The sequence below is a fragment of the Haloferax elongans ATCC BAA-1513 genome (genome assembly GCF_000336755.1).
Taxonomy (GTDB): Archaea; Halobacteriota; Halobacteria; order Halobacteriales; family Haloferacaceae; genus Haloferax; species Haloferax elongans.
In genome coordinates, this window is the sequence record NZ_AOLK01000021.1 from 1 (window position 1) to 20,095 (window position 20,095).

20 protein-coding genes, 2 tRNA genes and 3 rRNA genes are annotated in these 20,095 nt (G+C 60.8%); 11 read left to right on the forward strand and 14 right to left on the reverse strand.

Features of this window, described 5'->3' with window-relative positions:
* From C453_RS12800 to C453_RS12820, 5 genes are all read left to right on the forward strand, one after another.
* A 16S ribosomal RNA gene (locus C453_RS12800) occupies positions 1 to 74 on the forward strand; the annotation flags it as partial.
* Between the two features lie 94 nt (positions 75 to 168).
* Positions 169 to 240: transfer RNA gene (locus C453_RS12805), tRNA-Ala, on the forward strand.
* Positions 241 to 429: 189 nt separating this feature from the next.
* Positions 430 to 3,341 (forward strand): 23S ribosomal RNA (locus C453_RS12810).
* Positions 3,342 to 3,458: 117 nt separating this feature from the next.
* A 5S ribosomal RNA gene (gene rrf / locus C453_RS12815) occupies positions 3,459 to 3,580 on the forward strand.
* A gap of 602 nt (positions 3,581 to 4,182) precedes the next feature.
* Positions 4,183 to 5,409: a hypothetical protein gene (locus C453_RS12820; protein ID WP_008325020.1), complete on the forward strand. Its 1,227-nt coding sequence runs from the start codon at positions 4,183 to 4,185 to the stop codon at positions 5,407 to 5,409.
* A 137-nt stretch (positions 5,410 to 5,546) separates the two neighbouring features.
* Here C453_RS12820 and C453_RS12825 read toward each other — a convergent pair whose 3' ends face one another.
* The gene (locus C453_RS12825; protein WP_049907699.1) at positions 5,547 to 5,921 is read right to left on the reverse strand and encodes a hypothetical protein; all 375 of its coding nucleotides are present in this window, start codon (positions 5,919 to 5,921) and stop codon (positions 5,547 to 5,549) included.
* A gap of 67 nt (positions 5,922 to 5,988) precedes the next feature.
* Complete coding sequence (locus C453_RS12830; RefSeq protein WP_008325022.1) at positions 5,989 to 6,327, reverse strand: hypothetical protein; 339 nt, start codon at positions 6,325 to 6,327, stop codon at positions 5,989 to 5,991.
* 252 nt (positions 6,328 to 6,579) lie between these two features.
* Between C453_RS12830 and C453_RS12835 the strand changes: the two genes are divergently transcribed.
* Both C453_RS12835 and C453_RS12840 read left to right on the forward strand, forming a co-directional pair.
* Positions 6,580 to 7,770: a redox-regulated ATPase YchF gene (locus tag C453_RS12835; RefSeq protein WP_008325023.1), complete on the forward strand. Its 1,191-nt coding sequence runs from the start codon at positions 6,580 to 6,582 to the stop codon at positions 7,768 to 7,770.
* 60 nt (positions 7,771 to 7,830) lie between these two features.
* On the forward strand, positions 7,831 to 8,181 hold the full coding sequence (locus tag C453_RS12840) for a hypothetical protein (protein WP_008325024.1): 351 nt from the start codon (positions 7,831 to 7,833) through the stop codon (positions 8,179 to 8,181).
* A gap of 47 nt (positions 8,182 to 8,228) precedes the next feature.
* On the opposite strand, the gene C453_RS12845 is transcribed toward C453_RS12840, so the two are convergent.
* From C453_RS12845 to C453_RS12875, 7 genes are all read right to left on the reverse strand, one after another.
* Complete coding sequence (locus C453_RS12845; protein ID WP_008325025.1) at positions 8,229 to 8,834, reverse strand: GNAT family N-acetyltransferase; 606 nt, start codon at positions 8,832 to 8,834, stop codon at positions 8,229 to 8,231.
* A gap of 77 nt (positions 8,835 to 8,911) precedes the next feature.
* Positions 8,912 to 10,213, reverse strand: a complete 1,302-nt coding sequence (locus C453_RS12850; RefSeq protein WP_008325026.1) for a 5'-deoxyadenosine deaminase — start codon at positions 10,211 to 10,213, stop codon at positions 8,912 to 8,914.
* A 198-nt stretch (positions 10,214 to 10,411) separates the two neighbouring features.
* A tRNA-Glu gene (locus C453_RS12855) sits at positions 10,412 to 10,486 on the reverse strand.
* An 84-nt stretch (positions 10,487 to 10,570) separates the two neighbouring features.
* Positions 10,571 to 11,728: a metal-dependent hydrolase family protein gene (locus C453_RS12860; RefSeq protein WP_049907687.1), complete on the reverse strand. Its 1,158-nt coding sequence runs from the start codon at positions 11,726 to 11,728 to the stop codon at positions 10,571 to 10,573.
* Positions 11,729 to 11,803: 75 nt separating this feature from the next.
* Complete coding sequence (locus C453_RS12865; protein ID WP_008325028.1) at positions 11,804 to 12,628, reverse strand: MOSC domain-containing protein; 825 nt, start codon at positions 12,626 to 12,628, stop codon at positions 11,804 to 11,806.
* Positions 12,629 to 13,369, reverse strand: a complete 741-nt coding sequence (psmA, locus tag C453_RS12870) for an archaeal proteasome endopeptidase complex subunit alpha (RefSeq protein WP_008325029.1) — start codon at positions 13,367 to 13,369, stop codon at positions 12,629 to 12,631. It lies immediately after the preceding gene.
* A 111-nt stretch (positions 13,370 to 13,480) separates the two neighbouring features.
* Positions 13,481 to 13,660: an HVO_2922 family protein gene (locus C453_RS12875; protein WP_008325031.1), complete on the reverse strand. Its 180-nt coding sequence runs from the start codon at positions 13,658 to 13,660 to the stop codon at positions 13,481 to 13,483.
* A 193-nt stretch (positions 13,661 to 13,853) separates the two neighbouring features.
* Between C453_RS12875 and sufB the strand changes: the two genes are divergently transcribed.
* A complete protein-coding gene (gene sufB / locus C453_RS12880) occupies positions 13,854 to 15,287 on the forward strand; it encodes a Fe-S cluster assembly protein SufB (RefSeq protein ID WP_008325033.1) in 1,434 nt (477 codons plus the stop codon).
* A 52-nt stretch (positions 15,288 to 15,339) separates the two neighbouring features.
* Positions 15,340 to 15,831, forward strand: coding sequence for a hypothetical protein (locus C453_RS12885; RefSeq protein ID WP_008325035.1), 492 nt, complete (start codon positions 15,340 to 15,342; stop codon positions 15,829 to 15,831).
* A gap of 27 nt (positions 15,832 to 15,858) precedes the next feature.
* On the opposite strand, the gene C453_RS12890 is transcribed toward C453_RS12885, so the two are convergent.
* Genes C453_RS12890 through thyA form a run of 3 tightly spaced genes read right to left on the reverse strand, consistent with a single transcriptional unit; the run spans position 15,859 to position 17,617 of the window.
* Complete coding sequence (locus C453_RS12890; RefSeq protein ID WP_008325037.1) at positions 15,859 to 16,068, reverse strand: DUF4177 domain-containing protein; 210 nt, start codon at positions 16,066 to 16,068, stop codon at positions 15,859 to 15,861.
* The gene (locus C453_RS12895) at positions 16,065 to 16,622 is read right to left on the reverse strand and encodes a dihydrofolate reductase (protein ID WP_008325039.1); all 558 of its coding nucleotides are present in this window, start codon (positions 16,620 to 16,622) and stop codon (positions 16,065 to 16,067) included. The genes C453_RS12890 and C453_RS12895 overlap by 4 nt, the downstream gene beginning before the upstream one ends.
* Positions 16,619 to 17,617, reverse strand: coding sequence for a thymidylate synthase (gene thyA, locus C453_RS12900; RefSeq protein ID WP_008325040.1), 999 nt, complete (start codon positions 17,615 to 17,617; stop codon positions 16,619 to 16,621). The genes C453_RS12895 and thyA overlap by 4 nt, the downstream gene beginning before the upstream one ends.
* Before the next feature lie 121 nt (positions 17,618 to 17,738).
* Between thyA and C453_RS12905 the strand changes: the two genes are divergently transcribed.
* The gene (locus C453_RS12905; protein ID WP_008325041.1) at positions 17,739 to 18,320 is read left to right on the forward strand and encodes an MBL fold metallo-hydrolase; all 582 of its coding nucleotides are present in this window, start codon (positions 17,739 to 17,741) and stop codon (positions 18,318 to 18,320) included.
* A gap of 29 nt (positions 18,321 to 18,349) precedes the next feature.
* Here the strand turns inward: C453_RS12905 and C453_RS12910 are convergent, their stop codons facing one another.
* Together C453_RS12910 and C453_RS12915 are read right to left on the reverse strand one after the other, a co-directional pair.
* Positions 18,350 to 19,108: an SDR family oxidoreductase gene (locus tag C453_RS12910; protein ID WP_008325042.1), complete on the reverse strand. Its 759-nt coding sequence runs from the start codon at positions 19,106 to 19,108 to the stop codon at positions 18,350 to 18,352.
* A 110-nt stretch (positions 19,109 to 19,218) separates the two neighbouring features.
* Positions 19,219 to 19,509, reverse strand: coding sequence for a DUF5827 family protein (locus C453_RS12915; protein WP_008325043.1), 291 nt, complete (start codon positions 19,507 to 19,509; stop codon positions 19,219 to 19,221).
* A 111-nt stretch (positions 19,510 to 19,620) separates the two neighbouring features.
* Between C453_RS12915 and C453_RS12920 the strand changes: the two genes are divergently transcribed.
* Positions 19,621 to 20,022, forward strand: coding sequence for a DUF7522 family protein (locus C453_RS12920; protein WP_008325044.1), 402 nt, complete (start codon positions 19,621 to 19,623; stop codon positions 20,020 to 20,022).
* Positions 20,023 to 20,095 lie beyond the last annotated feature (73 nt).

The window sequence follows — 20,095 nt, forward strand, 5'->3', positions numbered from 1 at the left end:
GAATCTGGGCTTCGCAAGGGGGCTTAAGTCGTAACAAGGTAGCCGTAGGGGAATCTGCGGCTGGATCACCTCCTAACGACCGAGACCACCCCGATGGGGTGGCTCACTTTCGATCTCCCGAGTTCGACGACGTCCGTTCGGACACCTTAGAACTACTAGGGCTGACACGGGCCCATAGCTCAGTGGTAGAGTGCCTCCTTTGCAAGGAGGATGCCCAGGGTTCGAATCCCTGTGGGTCCATGGTAAGCAGTACTCCACTCCGAAGTAATCGTTCCCCTTAAGTGTGGGAAGACACTCCGGAAGTATGGATACTGACGACTGATGCACCAACCCGCGCAAGCGCGGTTGGGAAGGGTCGAANTGATGAAACCGTGTGTACGTGCAATCCAGGCGTCCACTGGACCCGTTCTCCGGGTCACAGTGACATATATCAACTGGCTACTGTGCCAGCTGGTGGATAGCTCGGCTCGAGAGCCGATGACGGACGTGCCAAGCTGCGATAAGCCTCAGGGACCCGCATGGAGGGAAAGAACTGAGGATCTCCGAATGGGAATCCCCACAGCAATTGCCTAGCGCAATGGGGAACGCTCCGAATTGAAACATCTTAGTAGGAGCAGGAAAAGAAAGCAATCCGCGATGTCGTTAGTAACGGCGAGTGAACGCGATACAGTCCAAACCGAAGCCTTCGGGCAATGTGGTGTACGGACTACCCATAACGGACCTGGACCTTACGTGAAGTCTTCTGGAATGGAGCGTGATACAGGGTGAAAACCCCGTAACGTAAGAGACAGGTCCCGGGGTTGTTCCAGAATAGCGGGGGTTGGATATCCCTCGTGAATTTCGCAGGCATCAACTGCGAAGACTAAATACTCCTCGAGACCGATAGCGAACAAGTAGCGTGAGCGAACGCTGAAAAGCACCCCGAAAAGGGCGGTGCAATAGGGCTTGAAATCAGTTGGCGATAGAGCGACGTGGCATGAAAGGTCGTTCGACGAATGAACTGGGAGCGATCCCGTAGTAAGACTCGAACGAAGCCGATGTTACGTCGTACGTTTTGAAAAACGAACCATGGAGTGCATCTGACTGGCGAGTCTAAGGGGTGAACCCCCGGAGGCATAGGGAAACCGATACGGCCGCAGTCTTTGACCAGGGCCACCGTCTTCAAGGGCGGGGAGCCAACCGGATGCGACCCGAAACCAAGTGATCTACGCCGGAGCAGGGCGAAGCGTGGCGAAAGCTGCGTGGAGGCCCGTTAGAGTTGGTGTCCTACAATACCCTCTCGTGACTCTGGTGTAGGGGTGAAAGGCCCATCGAACTTGGCAACAGCTGGTTCCAACCGAAACATGTCGAAGCATGACCTCTGATGAGATAGTTCGTGAGGTAGAGCGACCGATTGGGAATCCGGACTCCGAGAGGAGTTCGCTTCCCTGTCAAACTCCGAACTTACGAACGTCGTCGACTCAGGGAGTCCGGTGTGCGGGGTAAGCTTGTGCACCGTGAGGGAGACAACCCAGAGTTAGGTTAAGGACCCAAAGTGTGGATTAAGTGCGATTGAAGATTGTCTCGAGCCCTAAACAGCCGGGAGGTGAGCTTAGAAGCAGCTACCCTCTAAGAAAAGCGTAACAGCTTACCGGCCGAGGTTCGAGGCGTCGAAAATGATCGGGGCTCAAATCCACCTCCGAGACCTAACAGCGCCCGTCAGGGCGATCTCGTAGGTTGGCATACTGTTTGGGTGGAAGCACGGGTGAGAACTCGTGTGGACCGAGCAGCAACGAAAATCATGGTCTCAGTAGCAGCGAGAGTCGGGTGTGAACCCCGACGGCCTTACGCGCAAGGGTTCCTCGGCACTGTCAATCAGCCGAGGGTTAGTCGATCCTAAGTCTAACCGTAATTCGAATTAGATGAAAGGGAAACTGGTTAATATTCCAGTACCTTCTTGCAGTGAAAGTCGACGCTTTAGGAAACACCGAGCGGGGCCTTCGCCCCGTCGAATCGTCGAAATCCGTGGAAGCCGTAATGGCACGAAGCGGACGAATGGCGAGACAGGGAAACTCGGCGGTACCTAGAGCCCGTGAAAAGACAAGCAAGAAGCTCGTACCGAGATCCGACACAGGTGCGCTGGCAGAGCAAGCCAAGGCCTGTCGGGATCAACCGACGTTAGGGAATTCGGCAAGTTAGTCCCGTAAGTTCGCGATAAGGGATGCCTGCTCTTGACCGAGCAGGTCGCAGTGACTCGGACGCTCCGACTGTCTAGTAACAACATAGGTGACCGCAAATCCGCAAGGACTCGTACGGTCACTGAATCCTGCCCAGTGCGGGTATCTGAACACCTAGTACAATAGGACGAAGGACCTGTCAACGGCGGGGGTAACTATGACCCTCTTAAGGTAGCGTAGTACCTTGCCGCTTCAGTAGCGGCTTGCATGAATGGATCAACGAGAGCGTCACTGTCCCAACGTTGGGCCCGGTGAACAGTACGTTCCAGTGCGGAGTCTGGAGACCCCCAAGGGGAAGCGAAGACCCTATAGAGCTTTACTGCAGGCTGTCGCTGAGACGTGGTCGCTAATGTGCAGCATAGGTAGGAGCCATTACACAGGTACCCGCGCCAGCGGGCCACCGAGGCAACATTGAAATACTACCCGTTAGTGACTGCGACTCTCACTCCTGGCGGAGGACACCGGTAGCCGGGCAGTTTGACTGGGGCGGTACGCGCTCGAAAAGATATCGAGCGCGCCCAAAGATTTCCTCACGCGAGTCGGAAACTCGTGGAAGAGCGCAAGAGCAAACGGAAGTCTGACAGTGACATTCCCAACGAGTGTCGCTGACGCGAAAGCGTGGTCTAGCGAACCTACGAGGTTCATTCATGGGACCCGTAGATGACAGAAAAGCTACCTTAGGGATAACAGAGTCGTCACCGGCAAGAGCACATATCGACCCGGTGGCTTGCTACCTCGATGTCGGTTCCCTCCATCCTGCCCGTGCAGAAGCGGGCAAGGGTGAGGTTGTTCGCCTATTAAAGGAGGTCGTGAGCTGGGTTTAGACCGTCGTGAGACAGGTCGGCTGCTATCTATTGGGGGTGTGAAGGAACTTGACGTGAACGTTCGTATAGTACGAGAGGAACTACGAATGGGTGCCACTGGTGTACCGGTTGTCCGAGAGGGCAGATGCCGGGCAGCTACGCACCACGGGGTAAGAGCTGAACGCATCTAAGCTCGAAACCCACACGGAAAAGAAGTTCCACTGAGGACACTCGTAGAAGACGAGTTCGATAGACTCGGGGTGTACGCAACGAGGCAACGAGTTGTTAAGCCCGCGAGCACTAACAGTCCAAGCCACATTCATACGCACTGAGACTCGGGAACGGGTCCAGGCGCAAACTGGATTGCACGTACACGCGGAGAGGAGATCAGGCCAGACCGATATTGGTATTGAGGCGGTTCGATTCCGTCAATCGGCATTACGGCGGCCAGAGCGGTGAGGTTCCACCCGTACCCATCCCGAACACGGAAGTTAAGCTCACCTGCGTTCTGGTCAGTACTGGAGTGAGCGATCCTCTGGGAAATCCAGTTCGCCGCCCCTATTCATANGTACCCATCCCGAACACGGAAGTTAAGCTCACCTGCGTTCTGGTCAGTACTGGAGTGAGCGATCCTCTGGGAAATCCAGTTCGCCGCCCCTATTCATACGAAGCCCACTGGACAGTCGTCCAGTGGGCTTTTTTCATTTACAGACGCGAGCGTGTGCACCAGCACACGCGCAGTGAGTCCGTGAGCGGCAGCACTCTCACGAGCGTCCCTGCCCTGGNTTCATTTACAGACGCGAGCGTGTGCACCAGCACACGCGCAGTGAGTCCGTGAGCGGCAGCACTCTCACGAGCGTCCCTGCCCTGGCTACTTGCGGACCAGATAGCTACACCATGAGCAGCAGCACCCGGGTACGCCCCCACGAACACGTGGGGCCCACCCGGTCGGTCGCACGGTCGGACACCGCCCGCCGGGCGGTGAGCGACGGTGACCGACAGCGACGACAAAGGTCACACCGATTCAGCCTCGAATCTGACCTGACGAGCGAAATCGCCAGACGGAAGCCGAATTCAATTCCGTTAAACGGCGTGAAATTCAGCGAAAACCGAGGATAGCGTTTCCCCCTTTTACCGTGGTGGGGTTCTCAGGGGGAGATGTAATGGACAGAATCAAACTCACAACGGTAGCCATGGTCGTCGCGATGGTAGCCGTCGCGATGGTTCCCGCGACGGTCGGTGCAGCGAGTGCCGAGGCGACACTCGATGTCGGTATCGCACAGGATGCCGAGACGGGGAACGCCACGGTGACCGTGACACAGAACGACTCGACTGTCGAGAACGCGACAGTCCTCGTCGAATCGAACGAGAACTACAGTGGAAACGGGACGTACGAGACGGACGCGAACGGGACAGTCGAACTCCCGAACCCGGAAGAGAAGGTGAACGTAACGGTCACTGCGACCGACGGGAACAACAGCACAACTGAATCCGCCACGCTCGTTCCGCTCGAAGCGTCGCTGGACGTGTCGGTCGAGGCAGACGACGCCAACGACACGGTGACGGCGGCCGTCACGCAGTACGGTGAGCCAGTCGAGAACGCGACGGTGCAGGTCAATGGGACCGACTTCGACAACAGCACGTACGAGACGGACGCAAACGGGACCGTCTCATTCGACGAACCGGTAAACGAGACCGACCTGAGCGTCGTCGCCACGTACAACGACCTCACCGCAGAGGCAACGGTCACGGCTGGTGGTGACAACCTTTCGGTCTCCGTATCGCAGGACGAGAATGCGACGGTCACTGTCACGGGCAACTACACCGATGCTGGTGGATACGAGACCGACAGTGACGGAACGGTCGAACTCGCGGCGCCGCTCCAGAACACCACCGTGGACGTTACCGCCGAGTACGACGGCCAGACCGCCGAAACGACGGTGGCGCTGCAGGGTGAAGTCTCGGAAGACGACCCCTTCGGGTCGCTGGTCAGTGCCTTCGTCGACCGCATCCAGGAGATGGGCACCGACGGACCGATGGGACAAGCCGTCTCTGACTTCGTAACTGAGAACAACCCGGGCAACGCCGACGAGAAGCGCCCCGACCACGCGGGCAAGAACAGCGAGGCACCAGGGAACTCGAAGAACGCGTCTGACAAGGACGACAAAGAACGCGGTCCGCCGGAACACGCCAAGAACGGGAAAGGCAAGGCGGACAGCGACTCGGACGACACCTCGACGGAGAGTTCAGCTGACGACGCAGAGGAGGAAGAAGAGAGTGAAGATAACGAAGAGGAAGAAGACAGCGAAGATAACGAGGACGAAGAAGACAGTAAGACCGACGACGGAACGTCTGGCGGTCCACCAGAACACGCTAACAACGACAAGTAACCGGGCATAACGACGGCGGGGCTGGGACGGCCGTTCCACGTCACGACGGATGCAACACACTACTCTAGTCAGAGGCACCCACATGGAGACGGCATCCACACCACTCCGTGGCCGTCCCGCAGCCGCCGGTTCTATTCTTACTCTTCTGTTCGAAGCTTGCGGACGTCCACATCCCCGAGCGAACTGAGTTTCGAGGGTGAAGCGTCGAGCCGTTCGACCGCAAGTTGCGCTCCGCGGACGACGAGTTCGTCGTCGACGCGAGCGGGCGTTCCGCTCGGATACCAAGCAGAGTCATCTGTCGCGGACACCACACCACGGAGTGAGTCTCGAAGCCGACGATGGGCAAAGAGTGTCGAGACGAACGCGAGCGATGCAGCGAAGGTAACCCCGTCGGTGTGGAAGTCGGTGCTCGTCGCCTCTCGACGGGCGGGTTCCAACGCACCAGCGATAGCGAGCGACTGTCGGGCGCTTGCTTCGTCTGTTAGCGCACGAGTGAGTGCGGCGTCCTGCATCTCGCGAATAGCCGACGACGTGTCGGAATCTGTCGTGGTCACAGTACTGGTAGAGTCAGAAGTGGGCTTACTCGGCGTCGAACACCGGTTCACGGAGGTCGTGAGCGACGACGGTCCCGTCGGGTGTGAGCGTGATACGACCGAGGAAGACCGTCTCGTCGACGGGATTGTGCGTAGCGATAGTTCGGAGAACCTGTTCTTGGTCGAGTCGTTCCCACGTGGCGCGCTCGACAAGTCGCTGGAACTCGTCGGGGTCGGTCCAGCCAGAGTCGATGTCGGATGGGACGTTCACCACGAATCGAAGTTCGGTCTCTGTGACGTGGACGCCGACGCCGAAGGTGTCCCCGCGGGCTGGTTCGTCGGCATCGGGCGAACGCTCTGTCGTCGTCTCGTCCCGGTCAGTCATTGTCGGGTGTCGGGGATGTGAGAACAAAGAGCCACCGGACGCGAAGCCACCAGATGCGGAGTCTTGGACGCAGCGTCTCTAAACGCGAAGTCAGGAGAATCGTCGAAACTGAACCGGCATCCTCTGGGGTCGATACCCCGGGGTCGCGTCTACAGAACCACCGTCTAACAGGAGTCTTGAGTGCTAATACCACGCAAACGCCGTCCAACGTCGAACCGTTATTAGCGTTCGAGCCACCAGTCCGACCAACGAATGAGTTACAAGATCGGTCTCGTCGGAAAACCATCCGTCGGGAAATCGAGTTTCTTCAACGCGGCGACGATGAACGACGTTCCGGAGGGGGCGTACCCATTCACGACTATCGACCCATCCATCGGCGAGGCGTACGTCCGCGTCGAGTGTGCAGCCCCCGAATTCGACGAATCGTGCACGCCCTCAGTCGGCTACTGTGACGATGGAATGCGCTACGTTCCCGTCAAACTCGTCGACGTTGCGGGTCTCATCCCTGGTGCCCACGAGGGGAAGGGTCTCGGAAATCAGTTCTTGACTGACCTCAACGAAGCCGACGTACTCGTCCACGTCGTCGACTTCTCCGGTGAGACGGACATCGAAGGCGAGGCCACAGAGGGTCACGACCCCCGCGAAGACATCGACTTCCTCGAAAACGAACTCGACATGTGGTATCTCGGCATTCTGGAGAAAGGAATCGACCGATACCGCTCGGGCTACCACGGCGAAGAGAAGGATATCGAAGTCGACCTCGCAGAGCAGATGTCGGCGTTCAAGACGAACAAAGACGAAATCAAGCAAATCATCCTCGCATTGGACATCGGCCTCGACCCCGACGAGTGGGACGACGAGGACAAAGAGGACCTCGCCCGCGAGATTCGCAAGCGCACGAAGCCAATCATCATCGCGGCGAACAAGATGGACAAGCCAGTCTCCCAAGAGAACTACGAGGAAATCACGTTGGACCCCGACTACGACCACCTGACGTTCGTCCCGACGAGCGCCCACGCCGAGAAGGCACTGAAGAAGGCCGAGGAGGGTGGCGTCGTCGACTACCGCCCCGGCGACAACGACTTCGACATCGTCGGCGACGTGAGCGAGGAACAGGAAGCAGGTCTCGAACAGATTAGAGAGTTCGTCACCGAGTACAGCGGTACGGGCGTCCAGCAGTCTCTCGAAACGGCACTGTTCGACGTCATGGGTGCGATTGCAATCTTCCCGGGAAGCGCGAACGGCAAGTCCGACACGCAGGGCGTCTTCCGTGACTGCTTCATCCTTCCCGAAGGCTCGACGACTGAGGACTTCGCGTACCACCTCCACTCTGACATCGGCGACGGCCTCCTCCACGGTATCGACTGCCACTCCAAACGCCAAATTGGCTCGGACCACGAACTCGACCACCGCGACGTGGTCGAAATCGTCTCGACCAACTGAACGCCCGCAAACATCGGCGGCAACCGCAACACCGTTATGCAATCAGACAAAGGAGCGGATATGGGTGAGGCCGAGGACCGACCAGCATCACTTGATGTTGCAATCGGTGGTCTGGGTGGTGAAGTGACGCTTGCAGATTTATTCCCGCCGTCGTGGGTCGACTCGCACTGCGATGCGACGTCTATCGACGAGTTCGTCGCCGCGAGCGGGTTCGAAGTCACAGACCAGGAATCGTTCGAGTCGATTCCCGACCACGAGTGGAACCGACACGTCGAATCGAACTCGACGTTCGACGACTGGGAGTCGATGCTCTCGGCAGGTGTAGAACACTACGTGAGTGAACGCAGCGAGGACGCCGACGAGGCCGCGGACGCACCAGACGACGAGCAGTCGCCGACGCTGAGCGTCTAGAGACGCGGCTCCACAGCAGACGACGAGTTCTCGAACTTCAGTCGCAGTTAGCTTCCAGACGCATCTTCGACCAGCGACGCGCCACGGTCGAGTGCAGAGTCCCACCAGTCGCACGCTTTCGCATCCGCCACCGACGACGGTGCTTGCGGGTCGTCGGGGCGGGCGCGAAGGTCGCGTGCCCACCACTCCACGTCGTGCCACGTGTCGTGTTTGTAGCCCACCGCATCGAACCGGCCGACGCGCTCGAAGCCCATCGACTCGTGAAACGCGATGCTAGCGGGGTTGGGTGTCGTAATCACGGCGTAGGCGGTGACGTAGCCTTGTCGTTCGAGAATCTCGAAGAGCGCCGTGTACAGACCGCGGGCGATACCTCGACGCTGGTACTCTGGGTCGACGTAGACTGACGCCTCGACCGCCCACTGATACGCATCCCGTTCGCGAACCGGACCGGCATAGGCGTAGCCGACGACGCTCCCGTCGAGTTCGCACACGAGCCATGGGTGGTGCGTCTTTTGTCGGAGTTTCGTCCGCAAGTCCTCGACAGTCGGTGAGTCGTAGGCGAAGGTAATCGCTGTCTCGTCGACGAACGGCGCGTAGATGTCTCGAATCGCAGGAAGGTCGGACTCCGTGGCGGCGCGGAGAAGAACTGCCATACTGCTGGTGTCGCGGGCGGACAGAAAGAAGCGACGGTGGCGGCTGGTTTGGCGGCCGTGTGCCCCCGGACAGTCACTCAGTCGTCGCCGATCGCGTCGGCATACTCGCGGGCCTGCTGGCGGATTCGGTCGGCGTTGGCGTGGACGTGTTCACCGTCGTCGTAGAGCACGTCGCCGTCGACCATGGTGAACACCACGTCGTCGCCGTGGGCAGAAAAGACGAGGTGAGAGAGTACGTCATGGAGGGGTGTCGCACGCGTCAGGTCGGTGGTGAGACCGACGATATCGGCTTTCCAGCCAGCGCGGAGTGCGCCGACACGGTCGAACCCGGCGGCGTTGGCTCCGTTTATCGTCGCCATCTGGAAGATGGTCGCGGCGGGCGTACTCGTCGGGTCGAGCGAGTCGACTTTCTGGAGGAGGCTCGCCTGCCGCATCTCCGTGAAGGGGTCGAGCGTGTTGTTACACGGTGGGCCGTCGTTACCGAGTGCGACGTTGATACCGCGGTCGAGGTAGTCGCGAATCGGTGCGATACCCGAGGCGAGTTTCATGTTCGACGACGGGCAGTAGGTGACGTGCGTCCCAGTCTCTGCGAGTACCTCGCGTTCGGAGTCGTCAGTGTGGACGCAGTGGGCGAGCACCACGTCGTCACCGGTTAGCCCCACTTCATCCAGCCAGTGAATATTTCGCATTCCCGTCTCGTCCTCGACGGTGGCAACTTCGTCTCGGTTCTCGCTCGCGTGGGTGTGGATACGGACGCCGTCGTAGGTGTCGGCGAGTTCTCGCGCCCCGCGGAGACAGTCTTCGGAACACGTGACGGCGAAGCGCGGTGTGACCGCATACTGGAGTCGCCCATCGAAGGTGTCGTGATAGCGTCGGATGAGCGCCTCCGTTTCGGCGAGTGCATCGTCGGTGTCTTCTTGGAGGCCGTCGGGGGAGTTCGAGTCCATGAGCACTTTCCCGAGTCGGCCGCGGATACCCATCTCACCCGCCGCTTCGAAGGCTTCGTCGGCGTGGCGGACGGACAAGTGGTCGACGACGCCGGTCGTTCCCGACTCGATACATTCGAGATAGCCGAGTTCCGCTGCGACGCGCATTCCGTCGGCGTCGAGCCCTGCTTCCATCGGGAGCACGTGGTCGAACAGCCAATCGAGCAGTGCAGTGTCGTCAGCAATTCCGCGACCGAGCGACTGGACCGAGTGAACGTGGCCGCCGACGAGCCCCGGTGCGACGATATCGAGTTCCCGGCGCTCGTGGTCTGGGTACGTCTCGACGAGCGTCTCCCGCTCGCCGACTGCGACGATACGGTCGCCCTCGGTGACGACTGCCCCGTCTTCGATGATAGTGGTCGCGTCCGCAACGACCGTTCCCGCGAGTAACATCCTCGTTCGGGTAGTAGAGCGAGGGGGAAATAGGTAGGGAATCGGCTCTGTCAGGGAGGAGCCTCGCTGGTCAGGTGCCGGTATCTTCCGTCAGGAATTCGAACCACGGTCGCTTGGCTCCCTGATTCGAATCCCTTCCTCCGCACTGTTGGAACCAGACACCGCTCGCTGTCGCTCGCGGGTCAGTGTTGGGAAAAGTGCTCCGTCAGGGATTCGAACCCTGGTCATCACCGTGAGAGGGTGATATGATTGGCCGGACTACACCAACAGAGCACGTTGGTACATACACTGTTATCGCGCGGTTTCGTAAAAGGTTGTCGCTTCAAATCGGCCGTGACACCCCCTGCCGTGTTGCGATTAGACGACTTTTACCCCCTCGCGATACACCGCTTCGACGGCCCGCCACGCGCTCGCGTCTTCGCTCGGGTCGGCGTCGAGGACGACTAAATCGGCCACGTACCCCTCGGCGACTTTCCCGACATCGTCGAGGCCGACCAAGTCGGCACCGTTGACTGTCGCGGCTTCCAGCGCCTCGGCGGGCGAGAGCCCGTATTCGACCATCAGTTCCATCTCGCGGAGGGCGTTCTGCCCGTGGTCGTTGAAGGGCGTTCCGGCGTCGGTCCCCATCGCGATTGTCACGCCCGCGTCGAGCGCGTGCTCCCACGCAACTTCGAAGCGTTCAGCGGCGTCTTCGGCCTTCGCGACAGCTTCTTCGGGGATTCCAGCCTCGACGCCCGCCTCGACGATTTCCCGGACGGCGGAAGCAGTCGGCACCCAGTAGGTGTCGTTCTCGACGAGCAGGGTCGCCGCCTCCTCGTCCATGAACATCCCGTGTTCGATGCTGGTGATACCGGCGCGAGCGGCGTTCTTGATGCCCGTCTCCCCGTGGGCGTGCGCGGCAGTCGGGATGCCTTTCGCGCTCGCTGCCTCGACGATTGCGCGCATCTCCACTTCGGTGAGTTCTGGCGCGCCGGTGATTGCACCCTCCGTGAGGACGCCGCCAGTCGCCATGCACTTCACCACGTCAGCACCGCGTTTGAGTTGCTCACGGGCCGCCTTTCGGACTTCGTCGGGGCCGTCCGCTTCGCGGCCGAACCAGTGGCCGTGGCCACCGGTCATGACGATATTTTCACCAGCAGCGTGGATTCGCGGGCCGTCAAGTTCGCCCGCGGCGACGGCGGCTTTCGCACTCGTTGCAACGTCACCCGGTGCACCGAGGTCGCGGACTGTCGTCACACCCGCAGCGAGTGTGTGTCGTAAGTTGGCGGCCGCGCGGTAGCAAGCACGCTCGGGTGGTTCGTGCTGGTAGTCTGCGACATCCGGTCGTCCGTCCATCATCAGGTGGACGTGTGCGTCTACGAGGCCGGGGGCGACGAACAGTCCCGTCACGTCTCGTTCCTCCCCATCGACCCGGTCGCCGACCGATTCGATTCTGCCGGTCGTCTCGTCGACGACGACGTTCGACTTTCGCACCCCATCTACGTCGACGACGGTCGCGCCGGTGAGTGTGAACATACCACTCATCACCCGTGCGACGATGTAAATACGAGGGTGTCGGCGAGTTGAGGTGAGAAGACGGTCGGGCGTGACTCAGGGAGAGACGACGTCGCCGACGACAACCTCGTCGCCGACGGCGAGCGTGTCGCCCCACGAGGAGTCCGGGACGCTCGTATTGACCATGAGACGGAAGTCGTGGTCGAACCAGTCGCCACCGGACCACTCGGGAAGCGTCTCGCGGCGGCGCGTCATGAACGTCGTTCGGAAGTCAGGGGTTTCCGCACCGGTATCCGGGTCGCGTGTCGGAACGACACAGCGCTGACAGGGGTTGACTCCTCGGAACGACACGTCTCCGACCTCGAATTCGACGGTCGTCTCACGAGTGTCGAACAGGTGGTCCTCCCAGAACGGGTCGGGTGCGTCGAGTTCGAGATTCGGGCGAAGGCGCCGGCGCATCTCGTCGGTATCGACGCCCTCGAACCACGACGCGACTGTTTCGATAGTCGCAGTCGAGATGACTGTCGGACCCGTTGCAGAGGTGTCGTCGGGGAATCCACCGGCCGTGTCGCGTCGGAGTTCGACGTCGTATCCGAAGTACGACGAGAGCCAACCGTCGGCCTCGTCGATGTGGCCGCGGTAGTCATCCAGCCCGGGCGCAGAGAGGTGAACCGTCCGGTCGTCGAGGTCGACCGAACTCCGAATTCGGTGGATTGCACGCTCTCGCTTCCCGTTGACGTAGTTTCCGTCGGCGTCGAAGATGGCGTACTCGCGGTCGCCACCGAGACCGCCGTTTTCGACGACGTCGGCGGTCTCGACGAACTCCGGGTCGAGTGACTTCACCGGGTAGACGGCGATTCGGTCGAGGGTCACACCGTGTGTCGTCTGTGACTGTCTAGCGGCGTCGTTCCCGTCCGTCATTTACTCCTCGTCAGGCTGCTCGTCTTCGTGCTCGTCGGCGACTTCGGCGAACACTTCGGCGACGTGCTCCGCAGAGACCGTCTCGTAGCCGTCTGCAGAGACCGTCGCGACGTCCAGTTCCTCGGCGGTCAGTTCTGAGTCAGACTCCGCGAGCGCCTGCAGCGCGAGAACGAGCCCGTCTTCGAGTGAGAGGTCGTCAGAGTAGTTGTCTTCGAGGACGGCCTGCACGTCTTCTCGGTGGCCGCCGATAGCGACCGCGCGCCACTCGTGAGGCGTTCCCGAGGGGTCGGTCGCGAACAGACGCGGTTTGTCGTCGTACCCACCGATGAGAAGGGAGGCACCGTACGGGCGCGTGCCGCCGTACTGCGTGCTCTCCTGTATGTTGTCGGTGATGGCCTTCGAGAGCGACTCGACGCTCATCGGCTCGCCGTAGCGGAGGCGCTCTGTCTGTGCCGTCTCACGGGCGAAATCGACGAGCTTGCGGGCGTCTGCGACGTGGCCAGCGCTGGCGGCTCCGAGCCCCTCGTCGATTTTGTGGAGTTTCTCGATGCTCCCTGCTTCCAGAAGCGGCGAACGGGCAGAGCGCCGAGCGGCGAGCACGACACCGTCTTTCGTCCGGACGCCGACGACGGGCGCGCCGCGTTTGACGGCTTCGCGGGCGTACTCGACCTGATAGATACGGCCGTCGGGGGAGAAAAGCGACGTCCCACGGTCGTACGCCTGTTTGTCGTTTCGGTTCATCGAAGAACCACCACTCGCACAGCGGCAACGTTCGTCATTACCCCGTGGTCCGTTCCCGAGGCGGAAAAAGCCTCCACACGCGGCAGGGGTGTGGGGTTCACGCGTCTGCGATTACTTCTCGACGACTGGAGCGTCGGGTGCGTTGGTTTTCACGCTCTGTATCCCCTGTTTGGCCTTCTGTTTCGATGCGTACCCCTCGCCCGAGTCGCCGAGGATGTTCCCGTTGTCGTGGACGAGTCGCCAGCGATACTTCTCTTCTGCGTCGACGTAGACTTCGAATCGAGCACCCATACCGACCCGTACGCCGTCCTCGGATATATGTTGTATGTCTGTCACCGTTCTGGTGACAGGGTGGTGTGCAATGGGCGTGAGAAAAGGCCGAGAGTTCGAATCGTCCTCATCCAGCAGACTATCTTGTATTCACGCGTGTGAAGTCCTGTAGAGCGGACATGCTCTTATCGTTCGAGTGCCGATAACCGAACGTATGAGCACCCGAGGGGAGAAACACTTCGAAGACACTGACGTACAGACCCGATTCGACTTCAAGAAAGAACAAAAATCGGCCTTCGAGGCTGAGAAGGGTCTGACAGCGGAGACGGTCAGAGTCATCTCCGAAGACAAAGGCGAGCCAGAATGGATGCTGGAGCGGCGTCTCCGCGCCCTCGAGCAGTTCCAGAAGATGCCGATGCCGAGTGGCTGGCCCGGCCAACCGGACCTCTCTGAGGTGGACGTGAACGCCATCATCCCGTACATCCGCCCCGACGTGGAGACACGGGGTGGCGTCCGCGACTGGCGAGACCTGCCGGACGACATCAAGGACACCTTCGACAAACTCGGTATCCCGGAAGCCGAGAAGAACGCGCTCTCTGGTGTCGGCGCGCAGTACGAGTCCGAAATCGTCTACCAGAACATGCGCGAGCAGTGGGAAGAAAAGGGCGTCATCTTCATGGACATGGACAAGGCCGTCCGCGAACATCCCGACATCGTCGAGGAGTACTTCATGACGAAGTGCGTTCCTCCGAGCGACAACAAGTTCGCCGCGCTTCACGGTGCCATCTGGTCTGGCGGCTCGTTCGTCTACGTTCCAGAGGGCGTCACTGTCGATATGCCCGTACAGGCGTACTTCCGCATGAACTCCGCGGGAATGGGGCAGTTCGAACACACGCTCATCGTCGCCGAGAAGGGCTCCGAAGTCCACTACATCGAGGGCTGTTCCGCACCCAAGTACGCCGTGTTCAACCTCCACTCCGGTTGTGTGGAGGTGTTCGTCGGCGAGGACGCACACGTGCAGTACTCGACCGTCCAGAACTGGTCGAAAAACACCTACAACCTCAACACCAAGCGCGCGCTCGTCGACAAAGGCGGCCGTATGGAATGGATTTCGGGGTCGATGGGCTCGAAAGTGACGATGCTCTACCCCGCGACGATTCTCAAGGGTCGCGGTGCCTCCGACAACCACATCACCATCGCCTTCGCCAGCGAAGGCCAGAATATCGACACCGGCGCGAAGGTCTACCACAACGCTCCCGAGACGAAGTCGACCATCGTTTCGAAGTCTATCTCCCGGAAGGGCGGCCGGACCAACTACCGCGGACTCGTCCGTATCGCACAGGGCGCGACCAACTCGTCGTGTTCCGTCGAGTGTGACGCACTGATGTTCGACAACGACTCGCTGTCGGATACGATGCCCCACATCGAAATCAACGAAAACCGGGTCGACGTCGCTCACGAGGCGACCGTCGGGAAAATCGGCGACGAGGACGTGTTCTACCTCCAGTCACGCGGTCTCGACGACGACGAGGCGAAGCAACTCATCGTATCGGGCTTTATCGAACCCATCACGAAAGAACTCCCAATCGAGTACGCAGTCGAACTCAACCGACTGGTCGAACTCGAAATGGAAGGCAGCCTCGGCTAGTCCGCCAACAGCACACCCCTCTCTTATCGGGCTTCGCACCGTCTAGGTAGCCATGTCCGCCACGTCGTACCCGGCGACCGCGGTACTCGCAGCGCTGTTCGTCGGTCTCGTCGTCGGCGCTGGTGCAGTCGCGTTCGCCACGCCAGCCGAACAGGTCGTGTCACCGACATCGTCAATCGCGGCCGCGACGGGATGCCTCGAAGCGGGTGAATCCGCGCCGACCTCGTGGGTCGGTCGCGCACCGGCAGGCGACCGGACGACGTTCGTATTCAACCGCACGTTCACTCACGACGCACCGAGCCTTCGAATCGAAGGTTCGGTCGAAGAACAGGCGGACGGCGTCTACGTCTATCGACTCACGACGAGTCCAGACGAAGACGGAGAGAAGACACCCAGCGAGGACTGCACCCCGAGAACGAATATGGATGCGGTCGCGTCGATTCCGAGCGACTACGAGTCGTTCACGGTAACGTTCGACGGCGAGGAGATGGTGACAATCGAGAACGACGGGTCGAACCCCCTCTTCAGAACGCTCGAAGGGTGAACGCGGGCGGAAAGATGCTGCCGCGTGTTATGCCTGCGGCCGTTTAAACACGAGCGCCGTCTGTCCACTTCCCGCACCCGCTCCGCGTGAGTCGGAGATGGTATCGACGAGTTCCCAGCCGTCGCCACCCAGCGAGTTCAGTGCGTCCTCCATCGGACCGGTGTCGCCGCTGAACAGGCCACCGTCGCTCGTTCGGATGATTTTGTACTCCCACTCGGTGTCGGTCGAATCTGTCATCGTTCGTCCTCTGTCCCGTCTCGGCGCTCGTATTCCACGAACGAAAATTCGTCGCGGTCGTCGCGGTCGGTTTCGGTCCACTCCTCGCTGTCCCACTCGGGGAAGTGCGTATCCCCTTCGTAGGCGGCATCGAGTTCGGTGAGGACGAGTTTCGACGCACGGTCGAAAAACTGCTCGTAGACGGTCGCTCCGCCGACGACGTAGACCGTCTCGACGCCCATCTTGGCCGCGGCGTGTTCCGCAGCGGCGACAGCCTCGTCCAGCGACGTGACCGTCTCCGCACCGTCCGGGAGGTCGATATCACGGCTCGTCAGGACGATGCTGTGGCGACCGGGCAGCGGGCCGTCTATCTGCCGAGCGATGCTCTCGTAGGTCGTCCGCCCCATGACGACTGGATGGCTCATCGTCGTCTGCTTGAAGTGCTTCATGTCCTCGGGGAGGTACCACGGCATGTCGTCGTCGCGGCCGATGACGCCGTTTGCGGCGACAGCGGCGACGAGGACGAACTGTGGGCTTCCCTCGGCAGTGCCACCCCCGGTAGCCGCACCCGTCATTCGGCCACCGCGAAGCGAATCCCCTCCGCCGGGTCGTAGTCACGGAGGACGATATCGTCGAACGTCAGGTCCGACAGCGGCACGTCGGCCACGTCGAGCGTCGGGCGCTCACGAGGTTCGCGCGAGGCCTGCAGGAGCAGCCCCGGCACGTGGTCGTAGTGTTCTTCGCCCTCGGCTTCCTCGGGCGCGGCGTCGAGAAGCCACTCGCGCACGTCGAGGTACTCTGCTCGCGACTCGACGTTCGCGAGCCGAGACTGGAGTTCGTCGAGATTGTCGCCGTACCACGCGCCGCGCTCGCCGGTCCCGCAGTAGACGTGTGCATCGACGATTGTGTGGGCGAACTTCCCGAGTTCGAATCCCTTGCGCTGGGCGACGATTTGGGCGAGAATCGCATACGCCGCGATATTGAACGGGATACCGAGCGCGATGTCGCCCGAACGCTGCGTCAGGTGGACGTTGAGCCGGTCGCCCTGCACGTTGAAGACGAACGTGTAGTGACACGGCGGAAGCGTCGAGACGGCGGCGTTCGCGGGGTGCCACGCGTTGATAATCATCCGACGGGAGTTGGGGTTCTCGTCGAGCGTATCGAGGACGTACGCGAGTTGGTCGAAGGTCCCTTCGTCGTTCATCCAGCGGTGGCTCTCGTCGGGCCACGCCTCGCCCGGCAAGCCGTCTTCCGGCACGGGGTAGCGTCGCCAGAAGCGCCCGTAGGCCGTGTCGAGGTGGCCCTCGTCGTCGGCCCACGCGTCCCAGATACCCGTCTCCTCGCGGAGGTTCCGAATGTGCTCTTCGCCGGAGAGATACCACAGGAGTTCGTGGATAAGCGAGTTCCAGCGGAACCCCGAGAGGTCCTTCGTCGTGAGAAGCGGGAAGCCCTTCTGGAGGTCCACTTCGTAGTGCTTCGAGAACCCGGAGATGGTGTCTACGCCCGTCCGATTGGGCTTGTACTGGCCGGTGCCGAGAACGTCCGTGACGAGGTCGAGGTATTGGCGCATTGGTAGGTGTCGGGGATGGCCAGAAACTGGCCACGTTGTGGTTGTCGTGAGTCGCGCGCCCACCTACAAAATCGAAACGGTGTGGGAAACATGAAAGACCCCACTCGCCCTACCCTGCCCTATGATTCGAAACCTCGCGCAGGGAGTGCAAGCCTTCACGAGTAACGTGTTCCTTGTCGAAGGCGAGACGACAGCACTCGTCGATACCGGTGCCAACTTCGATATCGTTCCCAAAATACGCGAGGTAACTGACAGTCTCGATACAGTCTACCTCACTCACACCCACCCGGACCACATCGGCAACGTCGACGCCGTTCGCGACGCGTTCGACGTCGAAACGTGGGGTTACGACACCGGCTACAACGCGGTCGACAACAGAATCGAAGACCGCGAGCGCGTCCAAATCGGCGACGACGTGTATCAGGCGGTCCACACGCCGGGGCACAAAAACGACCATCTCTGTTTCTACTCCCAGGGGTCTGGAATCTGCTTCGCGGGCGACCTCGTGTTCGCAAACGGCGCGTTCGGCCGCACCGACCTCGCGGAAGGCGACCGCGAGCGACTCGTCGAGAGCATCGACACACTGCGCGAAGTTGTCGGCGACGACCTCTCCGAGATTCACGTCGGCCACGGGCCGAGCATCGTCACGCGACCGCAGGACGACCTCGAACTCGCGGCGAAAGCGGCGCGAATGAGCCAGTAGCCACGTTCACTACCGGCGAGTGCCGCCCGTTATCGACTCGTGTACCCGCCGTCGACAGTCAGCGCCTCGCCCGTCGTGAACGACGCACCCTCCGAGCAGAGCCACACGACCGCTGACGCAATCTCGTCTACGTCCCCGAGGCGGTTCATCGGGTGCATTGCCTCGATTCCCTTGCGGGCTTCTGGGTCGTCGAGACCACCTTCCGAGAGGAGCGGCGTGTCGATAAAGCCGGGACAGACCGCGTTGACCCGGACGCCTTTCTGGGCGTACTCCATGGCCGCGGTCTTCGTCAACCCGAGCAGGCCGTGCTTGGCGGTGACGTAGGCACTGGCGTTCTCGAAGCCGACGCGCCCGAGAATCGACGCCATGTTGACCACGACGCCGCCGTCGCCGTCGAGCATCGCGGGAATCTCGTGCCTCATCGACCGCCAGACGCCGTGGAGATTCACGTCGATGACCTGCTCCCACTCGTCGAACGAGAGGTCCGCGGTCGGCTTTTGCGCTCCGCCGATGCCCGCGTTGTTGCAGGCGAAGTCGAGTCGTCCGTACTCCGAGACGGCCGTCTCGACCATGGCAGCCACCGCGTCCTCGTCTGTCACGTCCGTTTTGACGAACGTCGCCTGCCCACCTGCTTCTTCGATGTGCGAGACAGTCTCTTCGCCGCCCTCGATGTCGACGTCGGAGACGACGACACTCGCCCCCTCCCGTGCGAACGCTTCTGCGGTCGCTCGGCCAATCCCCGAGCCAGCACCGGTCACCACTGCTACCTTGTTGTCGAACTGAGCCATCGTCGGTAGAAAAGACACTCGCTTGATGAATAACCGTTCGCGAAAATCTCACTTCGAGAGAATGGGGTAACGAGAGTCGAGAGAACGGGCGACTGGACCGTGGTAGTGCGTTACTCTTCGTCTTCTTCGGGAATGACGTCCGGGTGGAGACCGAAGTACCCCGGTTCGTCGCCGCGTGGGTCGTTGATGACGAAGTCCGACTCGTTGGCGATAATCCACGGAATCGTCCACTCGACGAGCCGGTCTTCCGTCTCATCGTCGAGGTCGGTCGTCGGGTCGAGTCCCTGCAGCATCCGTGCAATCTCGGGAACTGTGTACATGTAGTCGGCGTCGAGAACGTCGACCGGGTCGTACAGAAGGTACCCATACAGCGCGTCGAAGTCGTCTTTCGGCTTCGGCATACACGTCGCTTCTCGGTCGACGGGGAAAATCCCGCCGACCCATCTTTCCGGTATGTTATCATATGGTTTATAAGACAACCTTTATCACACGATACGAGAGACTCGGAGGTAATGAGCGATGCAGCCTCCCGATTCGTCGAAGTCTTCCGGGAATTCGGCGGGGATGCGCTTCGGGACGTTTGGGTCTTCGACCGGAACGGGCACCAACCACTATACCTCAGGGACGACATCGAGTCGGCGATTTCCGACATCGACGTCTCCCACCTCGTCGACAACGAGCGATTTGGGTATATCACCCGGGACACCTACGAAGCACTCTACTACGCAGATTACAGCTACACCATCCGCGGCTTCGACGCGTTCGAGCAGTTCCGGACGTTCGTCGGCGACACGCCTGTCGGTGTGTTCGCGGGCTTCGACGTGACCGACACTGGACGAAACTTCGCGGCGCTGAACGACCGTATTCAGGATATCGCGGACGACCTCGACGTCGAGGAACTTCTCGAAGACTGAACCAGCGTCACGACTCGGAGTAGCAGACAGCAGGTAGCGTAGCGACGAACACGACGGCGCTTCGCGTCCGGTG